The 16,181-nt window shown below is 65.3% G+C and carries 19 protein-coding genes and 1 pseudogene; 13 read left to right on the forward strand and 7 right to left on the reverse strand.

What is annotated here, in order from left to right:
- The 3 genes from ACIQ2E_RS04390 to ACIQ2E_RS04400 all read left to right on the forward strand — a co-directional run.
- Nucleotides 1-576: aconitase family protein (locus tag ACIQ2E_RS04390; protein ID WP_398326729.1), on the forward strand; the 576-nt coding region annotated here is incomplete at its 5' end.
- Between the two features lie 174 nt (nt 577-750).
- Nucleotides 751-1,473, forward strand: coding sequence for a hypothetical protein (locus tag ACIQ2E_RS04395; RefSeq protein ID WP_398326732.1), 723 nt, complete (start codon nt 751-753; stop codon nt 1,471-1,473).
- Between the two features lie 124 nt (nt 1,474-1,597).
- Nucleotides 1,598-3,148 (forward strand): B12-binding domain-containing radical SAM protein, encoded by a 1,551-nt coding sequence (locus ACIQ2E_RS04400; RefSeq protein ID WP_398326775.1) that lies wholly within the window; start codon nt 1,598-1,600, stop codon nt 3,146-3,148.
- Here the strand turns inward: ACIQ2E_RS04400 and ACIQ2E_RS04405 are convergent.
- The 3 genes and pseudogenes from ACIQ2E_RS04405 to purU all read right to left on the reverse strand — a co-directional run bounded on the left by ACIQ2E_RS04405 (nt 3,145) and on the right by purU (nt 5,321).
- Entirely contained in the window at nt 3,145-3,387 is a 243-nt protein-coding gene (locus ACIQ2E_RS04405; protein ID WP_398326778.1) for a hypothetical protein, read from the reverse strand. The genes ACIQ2E_RS04400 and ACIQ2E_RS04405 overlap by 4 nt on opposite strands.
- Before the next feature lie 9 nt (nt 3,388-3,396).
- Nucleotides 3,397-4,437 (reverse strand): annotated as a pseudogene (locus ACIQ2E_RS04410) (O-antigen ligase family protein); the annotation flags it as partial.
- Nucleotides 4,438-4,448: 11 nt separating this feature from the next.
- Complete coding sequence (purU, locus tag ACIQ2E_RS04415) at nt 4,449-5,321, reverse strand: formyltetrahydrofolate deformylase (RefSeq protein ID WP_398326735.1); 873 nt, start codon at nt 5,319-5,321, stop codon at nt 4,449-4,451.
- Nucleotides 5,322-5,467: 146 nt separating this feature from the next.
- Between purU and psbQ the strand changes: the two genes are divergently transcribed.
- From psbQ to pstS, 3 genes are read left to right on the forward strand one after another with little or no spacing between them, the layout of a single operon-like run.
- Entirely contained in the window at nt 5,468-5,959 is a 492-nt protein-coding gene (psbQ, locus tag ACIQ2E_RS04420) for a photosystem II protein PsbQ (RefSeq protein WP_398326738.1), read from the forward strand.
- Nucleotides 5,960-6,018: 59 nt separating this feature from the next.
- On the forward strand, nt 6,019-7,083 hold the full coding sequence (locus tag ACIQ2E_RS04425) for an NAD(P)/FAD-dependent oxidoreductase (RefSeq protein WP_398326741.1): 1,065 nt from the start codon (nt 6,019-6,021) through the stop codon (nt 7,081-7,083).
- A 58-nt stretch (nt 7,084-7,141) separates the two neighbouring features.
- Nucleotides 7,142-8,140, forward strand: coding sequence for a phosphate ABC transporter substrate-binding protein PstS (gene pstS / locus ACIQ2E_RS04430; RefSeq protein ID WP_398326744.1), 999 nt, complete (start codon nt 7,142-7,144; stop codon nt 8,138-8,140).
- A 214-nt stretch (nt 8,141-8,354) separates the two neighbouring features.
- Here pstS and dnaK read toward each other — a convergent pair whose 3' ends face one another.
- Nucleotides 8,355-10,256 carry a molecular chaperone DnaK gene (gene dnaK, locus ACIQ2E_RS04435; RefSeq protein ID WP_398326747.1) on the reverse strand — a complete coding sequence of 634 codons (1,902 nt, stop codon included), beginning with the start codon at nt 10,254-10,256 and terminating at the stop codon, nt 8,355-8,357.
- Between the two features lie 83 nt (nt 10,257-10,339).
- On the opposite strand from dnaK, the gene ACIQ2E_RS04440 reads away from it, so the two are divergent.
- The 4 genes from ACIQ2E_RS04440 to ACIQ2E_RS04455 all read left to right on the forward strand — a co-directional run bounded on the left by ACIQ2E_RS04440 (nt 10,340) and on the right by ACIQ2E_RS04455 (nt 12,688).
- The gene (locus ACIQ2E_RS04440) at nt 10,340-11,239 is read left to right on the forward strand and encodes a shikimate dehydrogenase (protein WP_398326750.1); all 900 of its coding nucleotides are present in this window, start codon (nt 10,340-10,342) and stop codon (nt 11,237-11,239) included.
- A gap of 24 nt (nt 11,240-11,263) precedes the next feature.
- Nucleotides 11,264-11,725: a Tic20 family protein gene (locus ACIQ2E_RS04445; protein WP_398326753.1), complete on the forward strand. Its 462-nt coding sequence runs from the start codon at nt 11,264-11,266 to the stop codon at nt 11,723-11,725.
- Between the two features lie 89 nt (nt 11,726-11,814).
- The gene (gene rpsF, locus ACIQ2E_RS04450) at nt 11,815-12,183 is read left to right on the forward strand and encodes a 30S ribosomal protein S6 (protein ID WP_296446586.1); all 369 of its coding nucleotides are present in this window, start codon (nt 11,815-11,817) and stop codon (nt 12,181-12,183) included.
- A gap of 58 nt (nt 12,184-12,241) precedes the next feature.
- Entirely contained in the window at nt 12,242-12,688 is a 447-nt protein-coding gene (locus ACIQ2E_RS04455) for a hypothetical protein (protein WP_398326757.1), read from the forward strand.
- A gap of 15 nt (nt 12,689-12,703) precedes the next feature.
- Here the strand turns inward: ACIQ2E_RS04455 and ACIQ2E_RS04460 are convergent, their stop codons facing one another.
- Together ACIQ2E_RS04460 and ACIQ2E_RS04465 are read right to left on the reverse strand one after the other, a co-directional pair.
- Nucleotides 12,704-13,903, reverse strand: a complete 1,200-nt coding sequence (locus ACIQ2E_RS04460; RefSeq protein WP_398326760.1) for an argininosuccinate synthase — start codon at nt 13,901-13,903, stop codon at nt 12,704-12,706.
- The gene (locus ACIQ2E_RS04465; protein WP_398326763.1) at nt 13,903-14,184 is read right to left on the reverse strand and encodes a hypothetical protein; all 282 of its coding nucleotides are present in this window, start codon (nt 14,182-14,184) and stop codon (nt 13,903-13,905) included. The genes ACIQ2E_RS04460 and ACIQ2E_RS04465 overlap by 1 nt, the downstream gene beginning before the upstream one ends.
- Before the next feature lie 101 nt (nt 14,185-14,285).
- On the opposite strand from ACIQ2E_RS04465, the gene ACIQ2E_RS04470 reads away from it, so the two are divergent.
- From ACIQ2E_RS04470 to ACIQ2E_RS04480, 3 genes are read left to right on the forward strand one after another with little or no spacing between them, the layout of a single operon-like run.
- On the forward strand, nt 14,286-14,561 hold the full coding sequence (locus ACIQ2E_RS04470) for a DUF3134 domain-containing protein (protein WP_296446578.1): 276 nt from the start codon (nt 14,286-14,288) through the stop codon (nt 14,559-14,561).
- A gap of 43 nt (nt 14,562-14,604) precedes the next feature.
- Complete coding sequence (gene mraY, locus ACIQ2E_RS04475; RefSeq protein WP_398326766.1) at nt 14,605-15,669, forward strand: phospho-N-acetylmuramoyl-pentapeptide-transferase; 1,065 nt, start codon at nt 14,605-14,607, stop codon at nt 15,667-15,669.
- Nucleotides 15,669-15,911, forward strand: coding sequence for a hypothetical protein (locus tag ACIQ2E_RS04480; RefSeq protein ID WP_398326769.1), 243 nt, complete (start codon nt 15,669-15,671; stop codon nt 15,909-15,911). The genes mraY and ACIQ2E_RS04480 overlap by 1 nt, the downstream gene beginning before the upstream one ends.
- A 23-nt stretch (nt 15,912-15,934) precedes the next feature.
- Here ACIQ2E_RS04480 and ACIQ2E_RS04485 read toward each other — a convergent pair.
- The coding region (locus ACIQ2E_RS04485; RefSeq protein WP_398326772.1) for a hypothetical protein at nt 15,935-16,181 on the reverse strand (247 nt) is incomplete at its 5' end.

Here is a 16,181-nt window from a genome sequence, read left to right on the forward strand (position 1 = left end):
ATCCTGGCCTGCCCCAACGACCCCGACAACGTGAAAATGCTCTCGGAGGTGGCGGGGGATCGCATCGATGAGGTGTTCATCGGCTCCTGCATGACCAACATCGGCCACTACCGCGCTGCCGCCACCGTGTTGGAGGGCCAGGGCGAGAACACCGCGCGCCTGTGGGTATGTCCGCCCACCCGTATGGACGAGGAGATGCTCAAGCAGGAGGGCTACTACGCCATCTTCGAGAAGGCCGGCTCGCGCATGGAGATGCCCGGCTGCTCGCTCTGCATGGGCAACCAGGCCCGGGTGGAAGACAACACCACGGTGTTCTCCACCAGCACCCGCAACTTCAACAACCGCCTCGGCAACGGCGCCCAGGTGTATCTCGGCAGCGCTGAACTAGCAGCGGTATGCGCCCAGCTGGGCCGCATCCCCACCAAGGAGCAATACCTGGCCATCGCCGCCGCCAAGATCGATCCCCGCGGCGCCGAGCTCTACCGCTACCTCAACTTCGATCAGATCGAAGGCTTCGAAGACAGCGGCCGGGTGGTGAGCGCCGACGAGGAAGCCAAGGTGCTGGCAGAGGTCTGAGCGGCCGGCATGCTGCTTGCCCCCCACGACGCACGCCGCTTCATGGCCACCTACGAACGGGTGGCCATCGCGGTTCAAGCCATCAATCAGCAGCAAGCAGCCAGCGATCCAGCCACCTGCTTGGTTAACGCTCGCAGACAGCTGCTCGACAACCCTGAGCGGCTTGACGAGGTGATGCAGCACCTCAGGGAGCACAGCATCCCGGTGGACCCGGAGGTGATTGAGGCCCTGAGCCAGATGAAACTGGCCGAATGGATCCACATCAAGGACCTCAAGAGCGGCGCCATCTTCCTCAACAAGGAAGCCAGTGAGGCCTACAGCACCGTGGGCCTGACCCAACAACCTGGAGCCATTCTCGGTGGTCGCGGATTCCTCGTGGAAACCGGGCTATGTCCCTTCGCCGGGAGGATCCTCTGCGATGGGCTCTTCGTGGGCCGCGTCCAGTTGGGGCCAAACCTATGGAGCGAATTCCATGAGCGCTATCTCTGGCTCAAAGCAGAGGGGCGCTTGCATCGCAGCGTCGACACAGCCCCACCGTGGCAGCCGGCACCACCGAAAGCCCTGGAGATTCTCGAGCCATGGCAGATGGTGCCGCTGGAGTATGCCGATGATGCGATTGCTTTTCTGAAAGCCAAACTGCAACCACATCACCCCTTGCAGGAGCAGGAGCTGTTTCCTGTCCTGAAGCGGGAAGATTGCCAGATCTGGATCGTTGAGAAAGAGAATGATGACGGCACAACATGGCACCTCGACCTAACACGAAAACGCCGCTTCAAAGGGCACACGATTTACGCCTTCCGAGAACTCATGGACAACGACGAACTCGAACAGCTAATTCAGAACGATCACCAACAGTGGCTGGCACAATTTGACGATGACGACCTGACTGATGATTGACGACTGTCACGCTGTCTCCAGCCACCTGCCCCAGCGCAGAATGAAGAGCTGACTCGGCACCCCCCTGAACCAGGAAACCCTGCTGTTTGAGCCCGCCCAGCCCGTGGCCGGGGCGCTGCGGGCGGTGCTGGCCTTCCCCAGCACCTACACGGTGGGGATCACCAGCCTGGGCTACCAGGTGGTGTGGGCCACCCTCGCGCAGCGGGCCGATGTGGATGTGCGGCGTCTGTTCACAGACCAGGGCGACGCGACGCATCGCCACTGCGATCTCTTCGGGCTGTCGCTGAGCTGGGAGCTGGATGGCCCCGTGCTGCTGGATCTGCTTGAGCAGCAGCGCATCCCCCTCTGGGCCGCTGAACGGGGCGACGACGACCCGATCGTGTTCGGCGGCGGACCGGTGCTCACCGCCAACCCCGAGCCTCTGGCGCCCTTCTTCGATGTGGTGCTGCTGGGAGATGGCGAATTACTACTGCCGGCCTTCATCGATGCGCTGCAGGAGTGCCGTAGTGCACCGCGCCCGGAGCGGCTGCGGCGGCTAGCCCAAGTGCCGGGCGTCTATGTGCCGGCGCTGTATGCCCCTCGCTACGGCGCTAAAGGCGAACTGCTGGCCATTGAGCCCACCGAACCCGGCATCCCGGCCACCGTGGCCAAACAAACCTGGCGCGGCAACACCCTCAGCCACTCCACGGTGATCACACCGGAAGCCGCCTGGCCCTCCATCCACATGGTGGAAGTGGTGCGCAGCTGCCCGGAGCTCTGCCGCTTCTGCCTGGCCAGCTATCTCACCCTGCCTTTTCGCACCCCAAGCCTCGACGACGGCCTGATTCCAGCTGTAGAGAAAGGCCTCACCGCCACCCAGCGGCTCGGGCTGCTGGGGGCCTCTGTCACCCAGCACCCACAGTTTGCGGATCTGCTGCAGTGGCTCGATCAAGACCGCTTTGAGGGCACGCGGGTGAGCGTGAGCTCGGTGCGGGCCGCCACGGTGACGGCGGAGCTGGGCCGCATCCTGGCCAAACGGGGCAGCAAATCGCTCACGATCGCGATCGAAAGCGGCAGCGAGCGGATGCGTGAGGTGGTGAACAAAAAGCTCGCCACCGAGGAGATCTATGCCGCGGCCCGCTACGCCAAGGAGGGCGGCCTGAGCGGCCTGAAGCTCTACGGAATGGTGGGGCTGCCCAGCGAGGAGGAGGCCGACGTGGAGGCCACCGCCGAGCTGCTGCTGGCTCTGAAGAAGGCCACGCCTGGGCTGCGGTTATCGCTTGGGGTGAGCACCTTTGTGCCCAAGGCCCACACCCCGTTCCAGTGGCAAGGGGTGCGGCCCGAAGCCGAGAAGCGCCTGAAGTTGCTCGGCAAACGGCTCAAACCCAAGGGCATTGAACTGCGGCCGGAGAGCTACGGCTGGAGCGTGATCCAGGCCCTGCTCTCGCGCAGCGATCGGCGCCTGGCACAGGTGATCGCCGCAGCCCGCGGCCGCCACGAAAGCCTGGGGGGCTGGAAACAGGCCTACCGGGCTGTGCGCGAGGGCGAGGCCGCAGGCGCGGACCCGCTGCCGCCCGCCTGGGAGGAAGTGATTCATGCCAGCTGGAGCAGAGAGCGGGTGCTGCCCTGGGAGCACCTGGAAGGCCCGCTCCCCAAAAGCACCTTGATGAAGCACCAGCTGGACGCGCTGGCCTAGCGGCTCCAGCAGCGCAGACCTGCCAGCAGGATCCAGCCCGCGATGTTGACGCGGCTGTCGTACATCGGCAGATCACTGGCGTGCAGCACAACAAGAATCAGCGCGGATGCGAACCAAGCACGGTCAAACAGGAGAGACCGAGCCATGCCCAGACGCACCGCTCGGATCAACAACCACAGCACCAAGCCAACCAGCAGCAGTGCCGCCGGCAGACCGTGCGAGAGGGCAAGTTCAAACAAGATGTTGTGTGTGTGTCCGTGCCAGAAACCTGTCCGCAAGGGATAAATCACAGTGAATGCCGCTGCACCCCAGCCAAGCCAGGGACGCTCAGCGATCAACTCAGCCGCAACGCTCCACTGGCTCAAGCGAGTGATCTGATCTGGACGACGACCTTGTGAGTTGAAATCATTCAACCGACCCCAGATCTCCTGGGGAACAATGCTTCGCAATGGCACCTGAATCACATCGGGGATGCCAGGCAGCGTGGCCAAAACCACAGGCAATGCCACAAGCGCAAGAACAGGGAGCAGCCAAATCCATACGGCTGGGCCCATCACCAACGGGAGCGCCAGCACCAAAGCACCCCAGCCATTGCGTGAATCAGTGAGATACAGAGCTGCACACTGAGCAACGACCATCAAGACAACAACCAGCCAGGGCAAAGCATTGCGCTTGACAGAAACCCGAGCTGCGCCACAAAGCCCCAACAAAGCCGCCAGAAGGAAGGGCCAAGACAGGGACAACCAAGCAGCCGCAATATTGGCGTAATCAAACAAGCCAGCGAGACGATCCGTTGGGTTGCCGCCCTGCTTCACATGCCAAATCACTGCGCCGCCAAGAATGGACCAAGGACCACTCCAGCCCAACCAGAGCTGGCCCAATCCCGTTACCACCACAGGCACGGTTCCAGCCACAATTGCCAGTGCAATACGGCGACGGGCTGGCGCATCGGCCACGTAGGGCTGGAACCCCCAAAAACCCCAGAACAAGGGGAGCCAATTGCCAAGGCCCACCCAAGCCAAAGCCGGTGAATAGCCTGGCAATGCGTCTGGATGAAGGCTGAGGGACAAAGCACCCACAACCATCAAAGCGGCCACCAGTAGCAACACCAGGTTGACCCGGTCCCGACTGAAAGACGACCGTCGCAGGCTGCCCTTGATCAGCGCGGGAAACAACAACACGGCCGCAAAAAGAGCACTGGAGGGCAGGAAGAAAACCCCCAGCTGGAAACATCGCCAACCGAGACGATCGGCACCGGAGGGGCGTTGTCCATCGAGCCGCTCGAACATCAGGGCCAAGTTCACTCGAACACCGCCGTGCGCCCGCGATACACCATCACCTGGCGTTTGAGATGCAAACGCACCGCTCGGGCCAGGGCGAGGCGTTCGGTGTCGCGGCCCTTGCGAATCAGATCGTCCACCTCATCGCGGTGGCTCACGTTCACCGTTGACTGGGCAATGATCGGGCCGGCATCCAACTCTTCGGTCACGTAGTGGCCGGTGGCGCCGATCAGCTTCACGCCTCGCTCCCAGGCGCGATGATACGGCTGCGCACCCATGAAGGCCGGCAGAAAGGAATGGTGAATGTTGATCACCTGGTGGAAGGCATCCGGGGGGTCAAAGGCCGCCAGGAAACGCGGCGTGAGCACCTGCATGTATTTGGCCAGGATCACTAGCTCGATGCCGTGCTCCGCCAACAGCTCTAAGTGCCGGGCTTCGGCCTCCTCACGGTTGGCATTGCTGATCGGCACATGTTCAAAGCGAGCGCCGAACTCCTCCGCAATCGAACCGAGATCAGGGTGATTGCCGATGACCAGTGGCACGCGCATTGGCAGTTCGCCAGTGCGCGTGCGCCAGAGCAGATCCAATAAGCAGTGATCCTGCTTGCTAACAAAGATCGCCGTCGGCGTGCGGGAATCGGAAAAATTCACTTTGTAATGGCCCCCCAGCCGATCAGCCAAGGCCTTGGCCGTGGGGCAGATCGCCTCGCGCGGCAGACCGAAACCCTCCAGCTGCCACTCGATGCGGCTGAGAAACAGACCCGCTCCCTGGTCGCTGTGGTGATCGGCATGCACGATGTTGCCGCCGTTGGCGGCAACCCAACCGGAGAGCTCGCGCACCAGGCCGGGCTGATCCGGGCAGATCATCTGAAGGATGGCCGTGGCAGCCGTCATGACGAGGCGGGGCGCAGCCCGGGAAAGGCTGAATTCTGACGGCTGATTGCCCACAGCCCGTTGCAGCTCCCCTGCCAAGCACTTCAGGGCCAAAACCCCTGGGTAAAGTCCCCGGATCAAGCTCCAAACCCATGGCTGCTCAGACGATGTCCGCGCTAACAACCCGGTTCTCATCCGCCCTGCGCAGCCTGGCCCTCGTGGCCCTGGCCCTGGTGCTGAGCTTCGGCCTCACCGCCTGCAGCGGCGGCAATGCCAAGGCTCCCACCCTCAGCGCCGACGACATCGCCGTGATCGAGCGCCAGGCTGAAGGTTTCCTGGCCGCGCGCGACCGCCTGCCCGAGCTGGCCACCCTGGTGAACGAGCGCGACTGGACCTTCACCCGCAACCTGATCCACGGCCCGATGCAGGAAGTGGGCCGCGAGATGCTCTACATCAACCAGCGCCTGCTGCCCGCTGAGCGCCCCGAAGCCACCAAGCGTGCCGACGCCCTCAAAGACGCCCTGGCTGAGCTCGATGAGGCCGCCCGCCTGCAGGATGCCAACAAACTGAGCAAGGCTTACATCAAAGTGGCCAGCGGCTTTGGCCTCTACGCCCAGGTGCTGCCGGCCCAGGTGCAGGCCGACCTGAAGCAGGCCTGATCGTTTCTCCCATCACGATCACTCCACCAGAGCCCACCCGCCGGCCCACGTCGATCACCGTGATCGGCGCCGGCGTGGTGGGTCTTTCTGTGGCCTGGCTGCTCTGCCAGCACGGCCACCGGGTGGAGCTGATCGATCCAGCCCTGGCCGAGGGCCAACCGAGCCAGGCCGGCAGCAGTGCGGCCCTGGGCCTACTGATGGCACAGATCTTCCGGCGCAGCAGCGGCCGGGGTTGGCGGCTGCGGCAGCAATCCCTGGCGCTCTGGCAGCACTGGCGTCAGCTGCTGGAGCAGAGGGGTCATGGGATCCCGTGGCGAGCTGGCCTGCTGCAGCTGGCCAGCAACGAGCAGGAGTGGCTCGCCCAGGCGCGGCTGGCTGAACAACGCCAGAAGCAAGGCTTGCCGCTGCGGCTCCTCAGCCGGGATGCGCTGCGGGAGCTCACACCGGCCCTGCCGGCTGCCGCCGCCGGAGCCCTGCTCTCGCCGGAGGACGGCCAGATCGATCCGTTGCCGGCCATGCAGGCCCTGCTGCACGACGGGTGCCGCCATGGGCTCCTCACCCAGGCAGCCCGCGTTGAGCGGTTGGAACGCGGAAGCAGCGGCGGCGATCAGCGCTGGCGGATCCACACCGATGCAGGCCATTACCGCAGCGATTGGCTGGTGGTGGCTGCGGGGCTGGGCAGCCCGCAGCTGCTGCAGCCACTCGGGCACGCTCGGCCCCAGAGGCCAGTGCTCGGCCAGGCGCTGGAGCTTCAGTTGCCGGCAGGCTGCAACGCCGAGCGCTGGCCGGGAAGCGTGAGCTGGGATGGCATCAACCTGGTGCCCCGCCCTGGAGGGCGGCTCTGGCTCGGGGCCACCGTGGAGCCGGGGCTGAGCACAGGAAGCCCGGAAGCCCTCGCCGAGCTGCGCCATCTCGGAGGCCATGGGCCCGACTGGCTGCGCGAGGCCGAACTGCTGCGCCACTGGCAGGGCCTGCGCGCCCGGCCCGACGACAGCCCAGCCCCGCTGCTCGAACAGCTCGAACCAGGCCTATTGCTCACCAGCGGTCACTACCGCAATGGCGTGCTGCTGGCACCGGCCACAGCCGCCTGGGTGCTGCAGCAGCTGGGGGAGCCAGGTGCCTGAGAGGCCCACAACCGCTACGTCAAACTGGGCCATACCGGCCTCGCCACCTTCTCTCCCTATGCGACGCACCACCACCGCACGTGTGCTCATCGGCCTCGCCGGAGTGGCGGCTGGCCTGAGCCTGGCCTCCTGCTCGGTGGGTGGCGGCAGCGGCCCCGCCGACAATCTGGCCGGGGCAGGCGCTTCCTTCCCAGCCGCCATCTACCAGCGCTGGTTCCAGGAGCTGGCGGGCCAGGGGGTGCGCGTGAACTATCAATCGGTGGGCTCCGGCGCCGGGGTGCGTCAGTTCACCGCAGGCACGGTGGATTTCGCCGCCTCTGATGCGCCGATGAAAGACGACGAGATCGCCAAGGTGAGCCGCGGCGTGCTGCAGATCCCGATGACCGCCGGCGCCATCGCCGTGGCCTACAACAACGCCGGCTGTGACCTCAAGCTGAGCCAGCAGCAGCTGGCTGACATCTTCCTCGGCAAGATCACCAACTACAGCCAGCTCGGCTGCGCCGACAAGAAGATCACCGTGGTGCACCGCTCCGATGGCTCAGGCACCACCTACAACTTCACCAAGCACCTGGCCGCCATCTCGGGCACCTGGAAGAACGGCCCCGGCACCTCCAAAACCGTCGCCTGGCCCACCGGCGTCGGCGCCAAGGGCAATGAGGGGGTGGCAGCACAGCTCAACCAGGTGGAAGGTGGGCTGGGCTATGTGGAATCGGCCTATGTGAAAGGCAAGCTGCAGGCCGCCGCTCTCACCAATGGGTCAGGGCAGGTGGTGAAGCCCACCAGCGCCAGCGAGAGCGAAGCGTTGGCTTCGATCGACCTGGGCCCCGACCTGATCGGCGGCAACCCCAACCCGATGAAGGGCTACCCGATCGTGACCTTCACCTGGATCCTGGCCTACCAGAACGGCAACGGTGCCAAGGCCGAGCTGCTCAAGAAGGCCTTCAACTTCATGCTGTCGGAGCAGGCTCAGGCCCAAGCCCCGACCCTCGGTTATGTGACCATGCCGGCCCCGGTGATCGAAAAGGCCAAGGCAGCTGTGGGCAAGATCGGCAGCTGAGGCCAGCGAAAACGAACGCTTGTTCAACTGGTACCAACGAACACATCAGCGCCCCTGAGCCCGCGGCATCATCCGCACACGACCTCAATCGGGTCGGGCAAGGGAGAACCTCCGAGACGGGCTCACACCCGTCTCTTTTTTTGGCTGACGCGCGGCCATGAAAAAACCCCGACCGCAGCCGGGGTTTGAGGAGGAGCCAAGAACTCGGCAGGCCTTATTTGCTCTCGGTGAATTCAGCGTCGATCACGTCGTCGCTCGCGGCACCGGTGCTGCCACTGCCGTTGCCGCCGGGGGAAGCGGCGCCTTCAGCGCCGGCAGCCTGCTGGTATACAGCAGCACCAGCAGCGTAGAGAGCCTGCTGCAGGGTTTCGAGCTCGGACTTCATCGTGTCGAAGTCGTCCTTCTCGATCGCCTCCTTGAGCTTGGCGGATGAGGCCTCCACCTTGCTCTTGTCCTCGGCGCCCACCTTGTCGCCCAGTTCGCCCAGCTGCTTCTCGGCTTGGTAGACGAGGGTTTCAGCCTGGTTCTTCAGGTCGATGCGCTCGCGCTTCTCCTTATCGGCGCTGGCGTTGGCTTCAGCGTCCTTCACCATCTTCTCCACCTCGTTGTCGCTGAGGGTGGAGGCGCCGGTGATCGAGATGCTCTGCTCCTTGCCGCTGCCTTTGTCCTTGGCCGTCACGCTCAGGATGCCGTTGGCATCGATGTCGAAGGTCACTTCGATCTGAGGCACGCCACGGGGCGCTGGGGGGATGCCATCGAGGCGGAAGGTTCCGAGCGACTTGTTGTCGCTGGCCATCTCGCGCTCACCCTGCAGCACGTGAATTTCCACGTTGGTCTGCCCATCCACCGCCGTGGAATACACCTCCGACTTCTTGGTGGGAATGGTGGTGTTGCGGGGGATCATCTTCGTCATCACACCGCCGAGGGTCTCCACACCCAGCGACAGCGGGCTGACATCCAGCAGCAGGATGTCCTTCACCTCACCGGCGAGCACACCGCCCTGAATGGCGGCACCCACGGCCACCACCTCATCGGGGTTCACGGTCTGGTTGGGGTCTTTGCCGGTGACGCGCTTCACCAGCTCGAGCACCGCGGGGATGCGGGTGGAACCACCCACCATCACCACCTCATCGAGCTCGGAGGAGGAGAGCTTGGCGTCCTTGAGGGCCTGCTCCACCGGCACGCGGCAGCGGTCGATCAGCTTGGAAGCCAGCTCCTCGAACTTGGCGCGGGTGAGGGTGAGATCGAGGTGCTTAGGGCCCTCGGGTGTGGCCGTAATGAACGGCAGATTGATCTCGCTCTGGGTGGCGCTGGAGAGCTCGATCTTGGCCTTCTCAGCCGCCTCGGTGAGGCGCTGCAGGGCCTGCTTATCGGAGCGCAGATCGATGCCTTCGTTGGCCTTGAAGGTGTCGGCCAGGTGATCCACGATCACCTTGTCGAAGTCGTCACCGCCCAGGTGGGTGTCGCCGGAGGTGGAGAGCACCTCGAACACACCGTCGCCCACCTCGAGCACAGACACGTCGAAGGTGCCGCCGCCCAGGTCGAACACCAGGATGCGCTCGTTGCTCTTCTTGTCGAGGCCGTAGGCCAGAGCGGCCGCGGTGGGCTCGTTGATGATGCGCAGCACCTCGAGGCCGGCGATCTTGCCGGCGTCCTTGGTGGCCTGGCGCTGAGAGTCGTTGAAGTAGGCGGGAACGGTGATCACCGCCTGGGTGACCGACTCACCGAGGTATTTGCCGGCGTCTTCAGCCAGCTTGCGCAGCACCTGGGCGCTCACCTCTTCCGGGGCGAACTGCTTTCCCAGCACCGGGCACTTCACCTTCACATTGGAGCCGGCCTTCTCCACGCCATAGCTCACTTCCTTCGATTCCTCGTTCACCTCGTCGACACGGCGACCGATGAAGCGCTTCACCGAATAGAAGGTGTTCTCCGGGTTCATCACCGCCTGACGCTTGGCGATCTGACCCACCAGTTGATCCTGGTTCTTGGTGTAAGCCACCACGGAGGGCGTGGTGCGGAAGCCCTCGGCATTAGCGATCACGGTGGGCTTGCCGCCCTCCATGACTGCCACGCAACTGTTCGTGGTGCCAAGGTCGATACCGACAACCTTGCCCATGACTGTCCTCTGAACTGGAGGCATCCTCAACAGCAGGCCCCAGTCAGGGCTAGGTGTGGTTGCCGAACAGCACCCGACCCAGCGTGAGCGGCCTCCCCAGCATTCGCGGCACCACAGCGCTGGTGGGGGTGCTCGGTGATCCGGTGCACCACTCGCTCTCGCCGGTCATGCAGAACGCGGCGCTGCAGGCGATGGGGCTCGACTGGGTGTTCCTAGCGCTGCCGGCTCCCGCCGCCGAGCTGGCCACCGTGGTGCGGGGACTCGAGGCCATGGACTGCCGCGGCCTCAACGTGACCATCCCCCACAAGCACAGCGTGGCGGCCCTCACCCGTGAGCTCAGCCCGCTTGCGCAGCGGCTCGGTGCGGTGAACGTGCTGGTGCCCATGACGGGCGGCGGCTGGCACGGCACCAACACCGATGTGGAGGGCTTCTGCGCGCCCCTGCGCCGCGGCGGGGCCGCCTGGAGCGGCAAGCGGGCGGTGGTGCTGGGCTGCGGCGGCAGCGCCAGGGCCGTGGTGGCAGGCCTGGTGGAACTGGGTTTCGGCAGCATCCAACTGGCGGGCCGCAGGCCGGAAGCGCTGGGCGCCTTCCTCAGCGACTGCCGAGCCTGGGCACCGCAGCTCCAGGCATTGCCCTGGGCCAGCAACAGCCCTGTGATGGCGGAAGCGCTGGCAGCAGCGGATCTGGTGGTGAACACCACACCAGTGGGCATGGCCTCGGCCAGCAACCCCGCCGCAGCCGAGGCCTGCCCGCTGAGCGAGACAGAGATCTCTGCCCTGCAGCCCGGCTGCTGCGTGTACGACATCATCTACACCCCGCGGCCCACCCGGCTGCTGCAACGCGCCGCCGCCCGGGGCTGCCGCAGCCTCGATGGCCTGGAGATGCTGGTGGAGCAAGGCGCTGCAGCCCTGCGGCTCTGGAGCGGGCGCAACGATGTGCCGGTGGAGGTGATGCGCCAGGCACTGCTCGAGCAGCTGCCATAGCCTCTGGCCATTGAGGAGCACGCGATGGGCAACATTCCCTGGTGGCAACGGTTGCTAGCGGTGCTGGCCTACCTGCTGCCCTGGAGCGATGCCCTGCCCTTTGCCGGCTCGCTCGACAACCTCTTCCCGGCCCTGCAGTGGCTGATGCTGCCGGCTCTGCCAGTCCTGATGCTGGAGCGCAATGTGCCCTTCGGCGGCTTCCTGCTGTTCCTAGTGCTGTTCCTGGCGGTGGTGCGCAACCCGCGCATTCCCTACTACCTGCGCTTCAACGTGCTGCAGGCGATCCTGCTCGACATCGTGCTGGTGGTGGTGTCGCTGGCTTTCCAGCTGCTGCAGCTGCGCAACATGGGTTTCGCCGGCCGCACCCTCGACAACACCGTGTTCCTGGGAATGCTGGTGCTGCTGGTGTTTGCCGTGGTGCAGTGCGTGCGCGGCAAGGAGGCTGACGTGCCGAGCCTCTCGGAAGCGGTGCGTATGCAGCTGTAGGGTGGACGATCCGCCGCTGGAGAGCAGGGGCCCAGCTCCGGCCCACCAGCCACCGTTCCCTTCGGCGTCCAAGTCGGATCGCGCAAGCCATGTCACAGCCCTATTACGAAACGATGTACATCCTTCGTCCGGACATCCCGGAGGAAGAGGTGGAAACCCATGTCACCAAGTACCGCGATCTGGTGACTGAAGCCGGCGCTGAGGTGCTTGATTGCCAGATGCGCGGCAAGCGCCGGCTGGCTTATCCGATCGCCAAGCATAAGGAAGGCATTTACGTTCAGCTCGCCCACAACGGCGACGGCCAGCAGGTGGCCACCCTGGAGAAGGCCATGCGCATCTCCGAAGACGTGATCCGCTACCTCACTGTCAAGCAGGACGGCCCCCTGCCCGCACCCCGCAGCGGCCCCGTACCCCAGGCCACCAGCGACGCTGCTGCCCTGCAGACCAGCGAAGCCTGAACCGCTTCTCGCAGCTTGAATCCCGACCAGACCTTCGTTAAGGTTTGGTCGGTTTTTTATGGCTGGGCTGACAACGGTGGACGACGCCAACACCGATCAGCCGCAAGTGCAGCCTGAAGCCGAACAGGTTCAGGATTCCGCCTTCCAGCTGAGCGAACACCAGCTGCAGCTGGCTCTAGCCAGTGCTGAGCGCAAGCTGGCCGAAGCGAGGCTGCAGATTGCTGAATTGGAAGCGCTGCTGGAGGAGCTGCCAGACATCTTTGAGCGCAAGTTCGAGCAGCGCCTTCAACCGGTGCTGGAGCGGCAGGAACGCCTGCTCGACGACAACGCCGATCTGCGCCAGCAGATTCAGATGCTCGCCCCAGTACCCGGTGAAGTGCGGTTGCGCTTCAACCCAGCGGCGGCTGAGGCGAGCAGCGCTCCCGCCCTGCCGCAGCTCCCCAGCCGCCCAGCGGTGCGACGCCTGGGCCGGGCGGCGGATCGCCGAAGCCCACGCGCCGCCTGAACGGAACCCAGCTGGTCAGCGCTGGCTCGCCGCCCAGAGACGGGTGGGGAGACCCCACACGTAGATGAAGCCCTCCGCGGCGCGGTGATCGAACTGATCACCGGCGTCGTAGGTGGCCATGTCGGGCACGTAGAGGCTGTTCACGCTGCTGCGGCCCACCACGGTGGCGTTGCCCTTGTGCAGCTTCACCTTCACCGTGCCGTTCACGGTGCGCTGGGTGCGCTCGATGAAGCCATCGAGCGCGTCCTTGAGCGGGCCATACCAAAGGCCCTGATACACCTGATCCGCCCACTGCTGCTCCAGCTGGCGCTTGCTGCGCAGCACATCGGCGGCGAGGGTGAGGCTCTCAAGCTCCTGATGGGCCTTGATCAGCAGCAGCAGCCCCGGGGTTTCGTAGATCTCGCGGCTCTTGATGCCCACCACCCGGTTCTCGATCATGTCGAGCCGGCCGAAGCCGTGGCTGCCGGCCAGTTCATTGGCGCGGCGGATCAGGCTCACCGGATCGAGGCGCACGCCATCGATGCTCACGGGATTGCCCTGCTCAAAGCCGATCTCCACCACCTGGGGCTGATCGGGAGCCGCATCCACGCTCACCGTGAGGGCGTAGATCTCTTCGGGCGGCTCCACGTTGGGATCCTCCAAGGGCCCGGCCTCGATCGAGCGACCCAGCAGGTTGAGGTCGATCGAATAGGGCGACTTCTTGCTCACGGGTGAGGGGATGCCGCAGCGCTCGCCATAGGCGATGGTTTCCTCGCGGCTCATGCCCCACTCCCGTGCTGGGGTGAGCACCTTCAGATCCGGGGCGAGGGCGCCGATGGCCACATCGAAGCGCACCTGGTCGTTGCCCTTGCCGGTGCAACCGTGGGCCACCGCATCAGCACCCACCTCGCGGGCGATTTCCACCAGACGGCGGGCGATCAGCGGCCGGGCCAGGGCGGTGGAGAGGGGATAGCGGCCTTCGTAGAGGGCGTTGGCGCGGATCGCCGGGAAGGCGAATTCGGTGATGAACGGCTCGATCAGGTCGCCCACGATCGATTGGCTGGCCCCGGAATCGAGCGCTTTCTGGCGGATCGGCTCGAGCTCATCGCCCTGGCCCAGGTCGGCGGCGAAGGTGATCACCTCCTCCACGCCCCATTCGTTCTTCAAATAAGGGATGCAGACGCTGGTGTCCACACCGCCGGAATAGGCCAGCACCGCCTTCTTGGCCCTGCCCATCAATGCTCTCCGTGCGCGCAATCGCTCGATTCTCCCCTGTCGTGGTGGCGCCGCATCCGAGTGAGCAGCAGGGCCGCCATCAGGGCCGGCGGCAGCAGCACCAGCAGCAGCGCCAACAGGGCCGGCCGGCTGGGATCAGCCTGAGCCCAGGCCTGCTGCAACAGCGGCGTGGGCCAGCACCAGCCGGCCGCCACCAGCAAAGCGCTCAGGCCGAGCGCCAACAGCCAGGGCCCCAGCAAGGAGCGCCAAATCGGCGAGGCAGGGTTTGCCTGGGTAGCCATTGAGAGAGGGGGGCAGACTCCGATAGGATGTCGGATTGGCCCATGCTGGGGTGCAAGCCCAGCGGCCACCGTCCGCGCCATAGCAGCCCTAGCCGTCAGCAATGAGCAGCAACCTCAGCACAAGCCTCAGCCAGCTGGATGGGATCAACCCGTCGCTCACCCGCTACGGCCGCAACGAGCCGGCTCCGGTGCTGCCCCTGCGGGAAGAGCCCGATCTGCTGAGCTGGCTGGAGAGCAGCGGCCGCCTCGTGGCCGATGAGGAAACCGCGAGCAGCGATGTGAGCACCGTGGAGGAGGAAGAGCTCTCCGCGCTGATGGGCGAGAAAGAGGATTACAACGCCGCCGACGAGCAGAGCGAGGAAGATTGGGAGGACTGACGTCCTCAGCCCCTTGATCTCCCCCACCAGGCTGATCGCCTCCATGCCCAGCAACAGCCGCTCTCTGGCGCTGTTGCTGGGTTTGTTGCTGTTCGGGCTCAGCGCCCTGTGCGACTGGTTCAGCCAGGCACCACAGCTGGCGCCACCGCTGCTGATCAGCGCGGTGGTGAGCGCCGTGATCTGCGCCTGGGGGGTGCCGCAGCTGCGGCGGCTGAAGCTGGGCCAGGTGATCCGCGAAGAAGGACCCCAGGCCCACCAGAGCAAGGCGGGCACACCCACCATGGGCGGCCTGTTGGTGGTGCCGGTGGGCGTGATTGCTGGCGGCCTGGTGGCACCGGCCGATCACCGCCTGCTGGCGGTGGCCGCGATCACGCTGGCCACCATGGCCATCGGAGCGGTGGACGACTGGCGCAGCCTCACCAAGCGCCACAACACCGGCCTGAGCCCCCGCGGCAAGTTGCTGCTGCAGGGGCTGAGCGCGATCGCCTTTCTGGCCTGGGCCCATTGGGATCAACAGCTCGCTCCGTTCATTGCCCTACCGCTGGGCTGGGTGCTGCCCCTGGGACTCCTGATCCTGCCCCTGGGCCTGTTTGTATTCCTGGCCGAGAGCAACGCCACGAACCTCACCGATGGCCTCGATGGCCTGGCGGGGGGATGCGGCGCGATCGTGTTCAGCGGCCTGGGCATCCAGCTGATGCTGAGGGGCCACGAGGGCGATCCGGCAATGGCGGGCTTCTGCGCCGCGATGGCCGGCTGCTGGCTGGGTTTTCTGCTGTTCAACCGCCACCCGGCACGGGTGTTCATGGGCGACACCGGATCGCTGGCCATGGGTTCGGCCCTGGCAGCGGTGGCGCTGCTGAGCAACAGCCTCTGGCCTTTGCTGCTGATGGGCGGGGTGTTCCTGGCGGAATCGCTGTCGGTGATCGTGCAGGTGTGGGTGTTCAAAGCCACCAAGAACCCCGCCACCGGCCAGGGCAAACGCGTGTTCCGCATGGCGCCGCTGCATCACCACTTCGAGCTGGGCGGTGCCAGCGAGCAGCAGGTGGTGGTGGGCTTCTGGCTGATCAGCCTGATCCTTGTAATGCTGGGACTGGTGCTGCTCCCCTGATGGCGTACTTCACCTGGAAGGAAGCGGGCCTCACCGCCGATTGCGCAAGCCTTGAGGCGATGGCGGCACGGTTTGAAGAAGCGGCCGCCCTGATGCGGAGGATGGCCAACGAGGGCTTTGTGCTGGAGCGCCACAGCGATGGGCAGCACATCACCCACAGCGATGCCTCGGTGTTTGCCGCCTATGGCTTCATCGATGAGCAGTCGCCGGTGCGGCAGCTGGATCTGATTGATCAGGCTTGATCGATCTGGCCTAAGCCGGCGGCTCAACCAGGCCGGCGCAGGTAACCCACCAGCCAGACCACGATGAAGGCCAGAGCGGAGATCCCCAGATACACCAGGGTCCAGCGCTGCAGGCTCTCGATGCTCAGACCATTGAGCAGGCCATCAGCAGCATCGCCGGCGGTGGCATAGCCCAACAACAGCCAGGCCAACGGGAAGAACTGCAGCACAGGGGGGCGCCGGGGCAGGATCGGGGCAGTCTCTCGCCTCAGCCGCGGCCATGGCCAGCCC

Source organism: Vulcanococcus sp., assembly GCF_044369115.1.
Classification (GTDB): domain Bacteria; phylum Cyanobacteriota; class Cyanobacteriia; order PCC-6307; family Cyanobiaceae; genus Vulcanococcus.

Coding starts and splice junctions, on each gene's coding strand:
- ACIQ2E_RS04465 (WP_398326763.1), bottom strand. CDS start 14,184: ATGGCTACCCAGGCAAACCCTGCCTCGCCGATTTGGCGCTCCTTGCTG.
- ACIQ2E_RS04460 (WP_398326760.1), bottom strand. CDS start 13,903: ATGGGCAGGGCCAAGAAGGCGGTGCTGGCCTATTCCGGCGGTGTGGAC.
- pstS (WP_398326744.1), top strand. CDS start 7,142: ATGCGACGCACCACCACCGCACGTGTGCTCATCGGCCTCGCCGGAGTG.
- ACIQ2E_RS04455 (WP_398326757.1), top strand. CDS start 12,242: ATGGCTGGGCTGACAACGGTGGACGACGCCAACACCGATCAGCCGCAA.
- dnaK (WP_398326747.1), bottom strand. CDS start 10,256: ATGGGCAAGGTTGTCGGTATCGACCTTGGCACCACGAACAGTTGCGTG.
- rpsF (WP_296446586.1), top strand. CDS start 11,815: ATGTCACAGCCCTATTACGAAACGATGTACATCCTTCGTCCGGACATC.
- ACIQ2E_RS04480 (WP_398326769.1), top strand. CDS start 15,669: ATGGCGTACTTCACCTGGAAGGAAGCGGGCCTCACCGCCGATTGCGCA.
- purU (WP_398326735.1), bottom strand. CDS start 5,321: ATGACGGCTGCCACGGCCATCCTTCAGATGATCTGCCCGGATCAGCCC.
- ACIQ2E_RS04395 (WP_398326732.1), top strand. CDS start 751: ATGCAGCACCTCAGGGAGCACAGCATCCCGGTGGACCCGGAGGTGATT.
- ACIQ2E_RS04470 (WP_296446578.1), top strand. CDS start 14,286: ATGAGCAGCAACCTCAGCACAAGCCTCAGCCAGCTGGATGGGATCAAC.
- ACIQ2E_RS04445 (WP_398326753.1), top strand. CDS start 11,264: ATGGGCAACATTCCCTGGTGGCAACGGTTGCTAGCGGTGCTGGCCTAC.
- mraY (WP_398326766.1), top strand. CDS start 14,605: ATGCCCAGCAACAGCCGCTCTCTGGCGCTGTTGCTGGGTTTGTTGCTG.
- psbQ (WP_398326738.1), top strand. CDS start 5,468: ATGTCCGCGCTAACAACCCGGTTCTCATCCGCCCTGCGCAGCCTGGCC.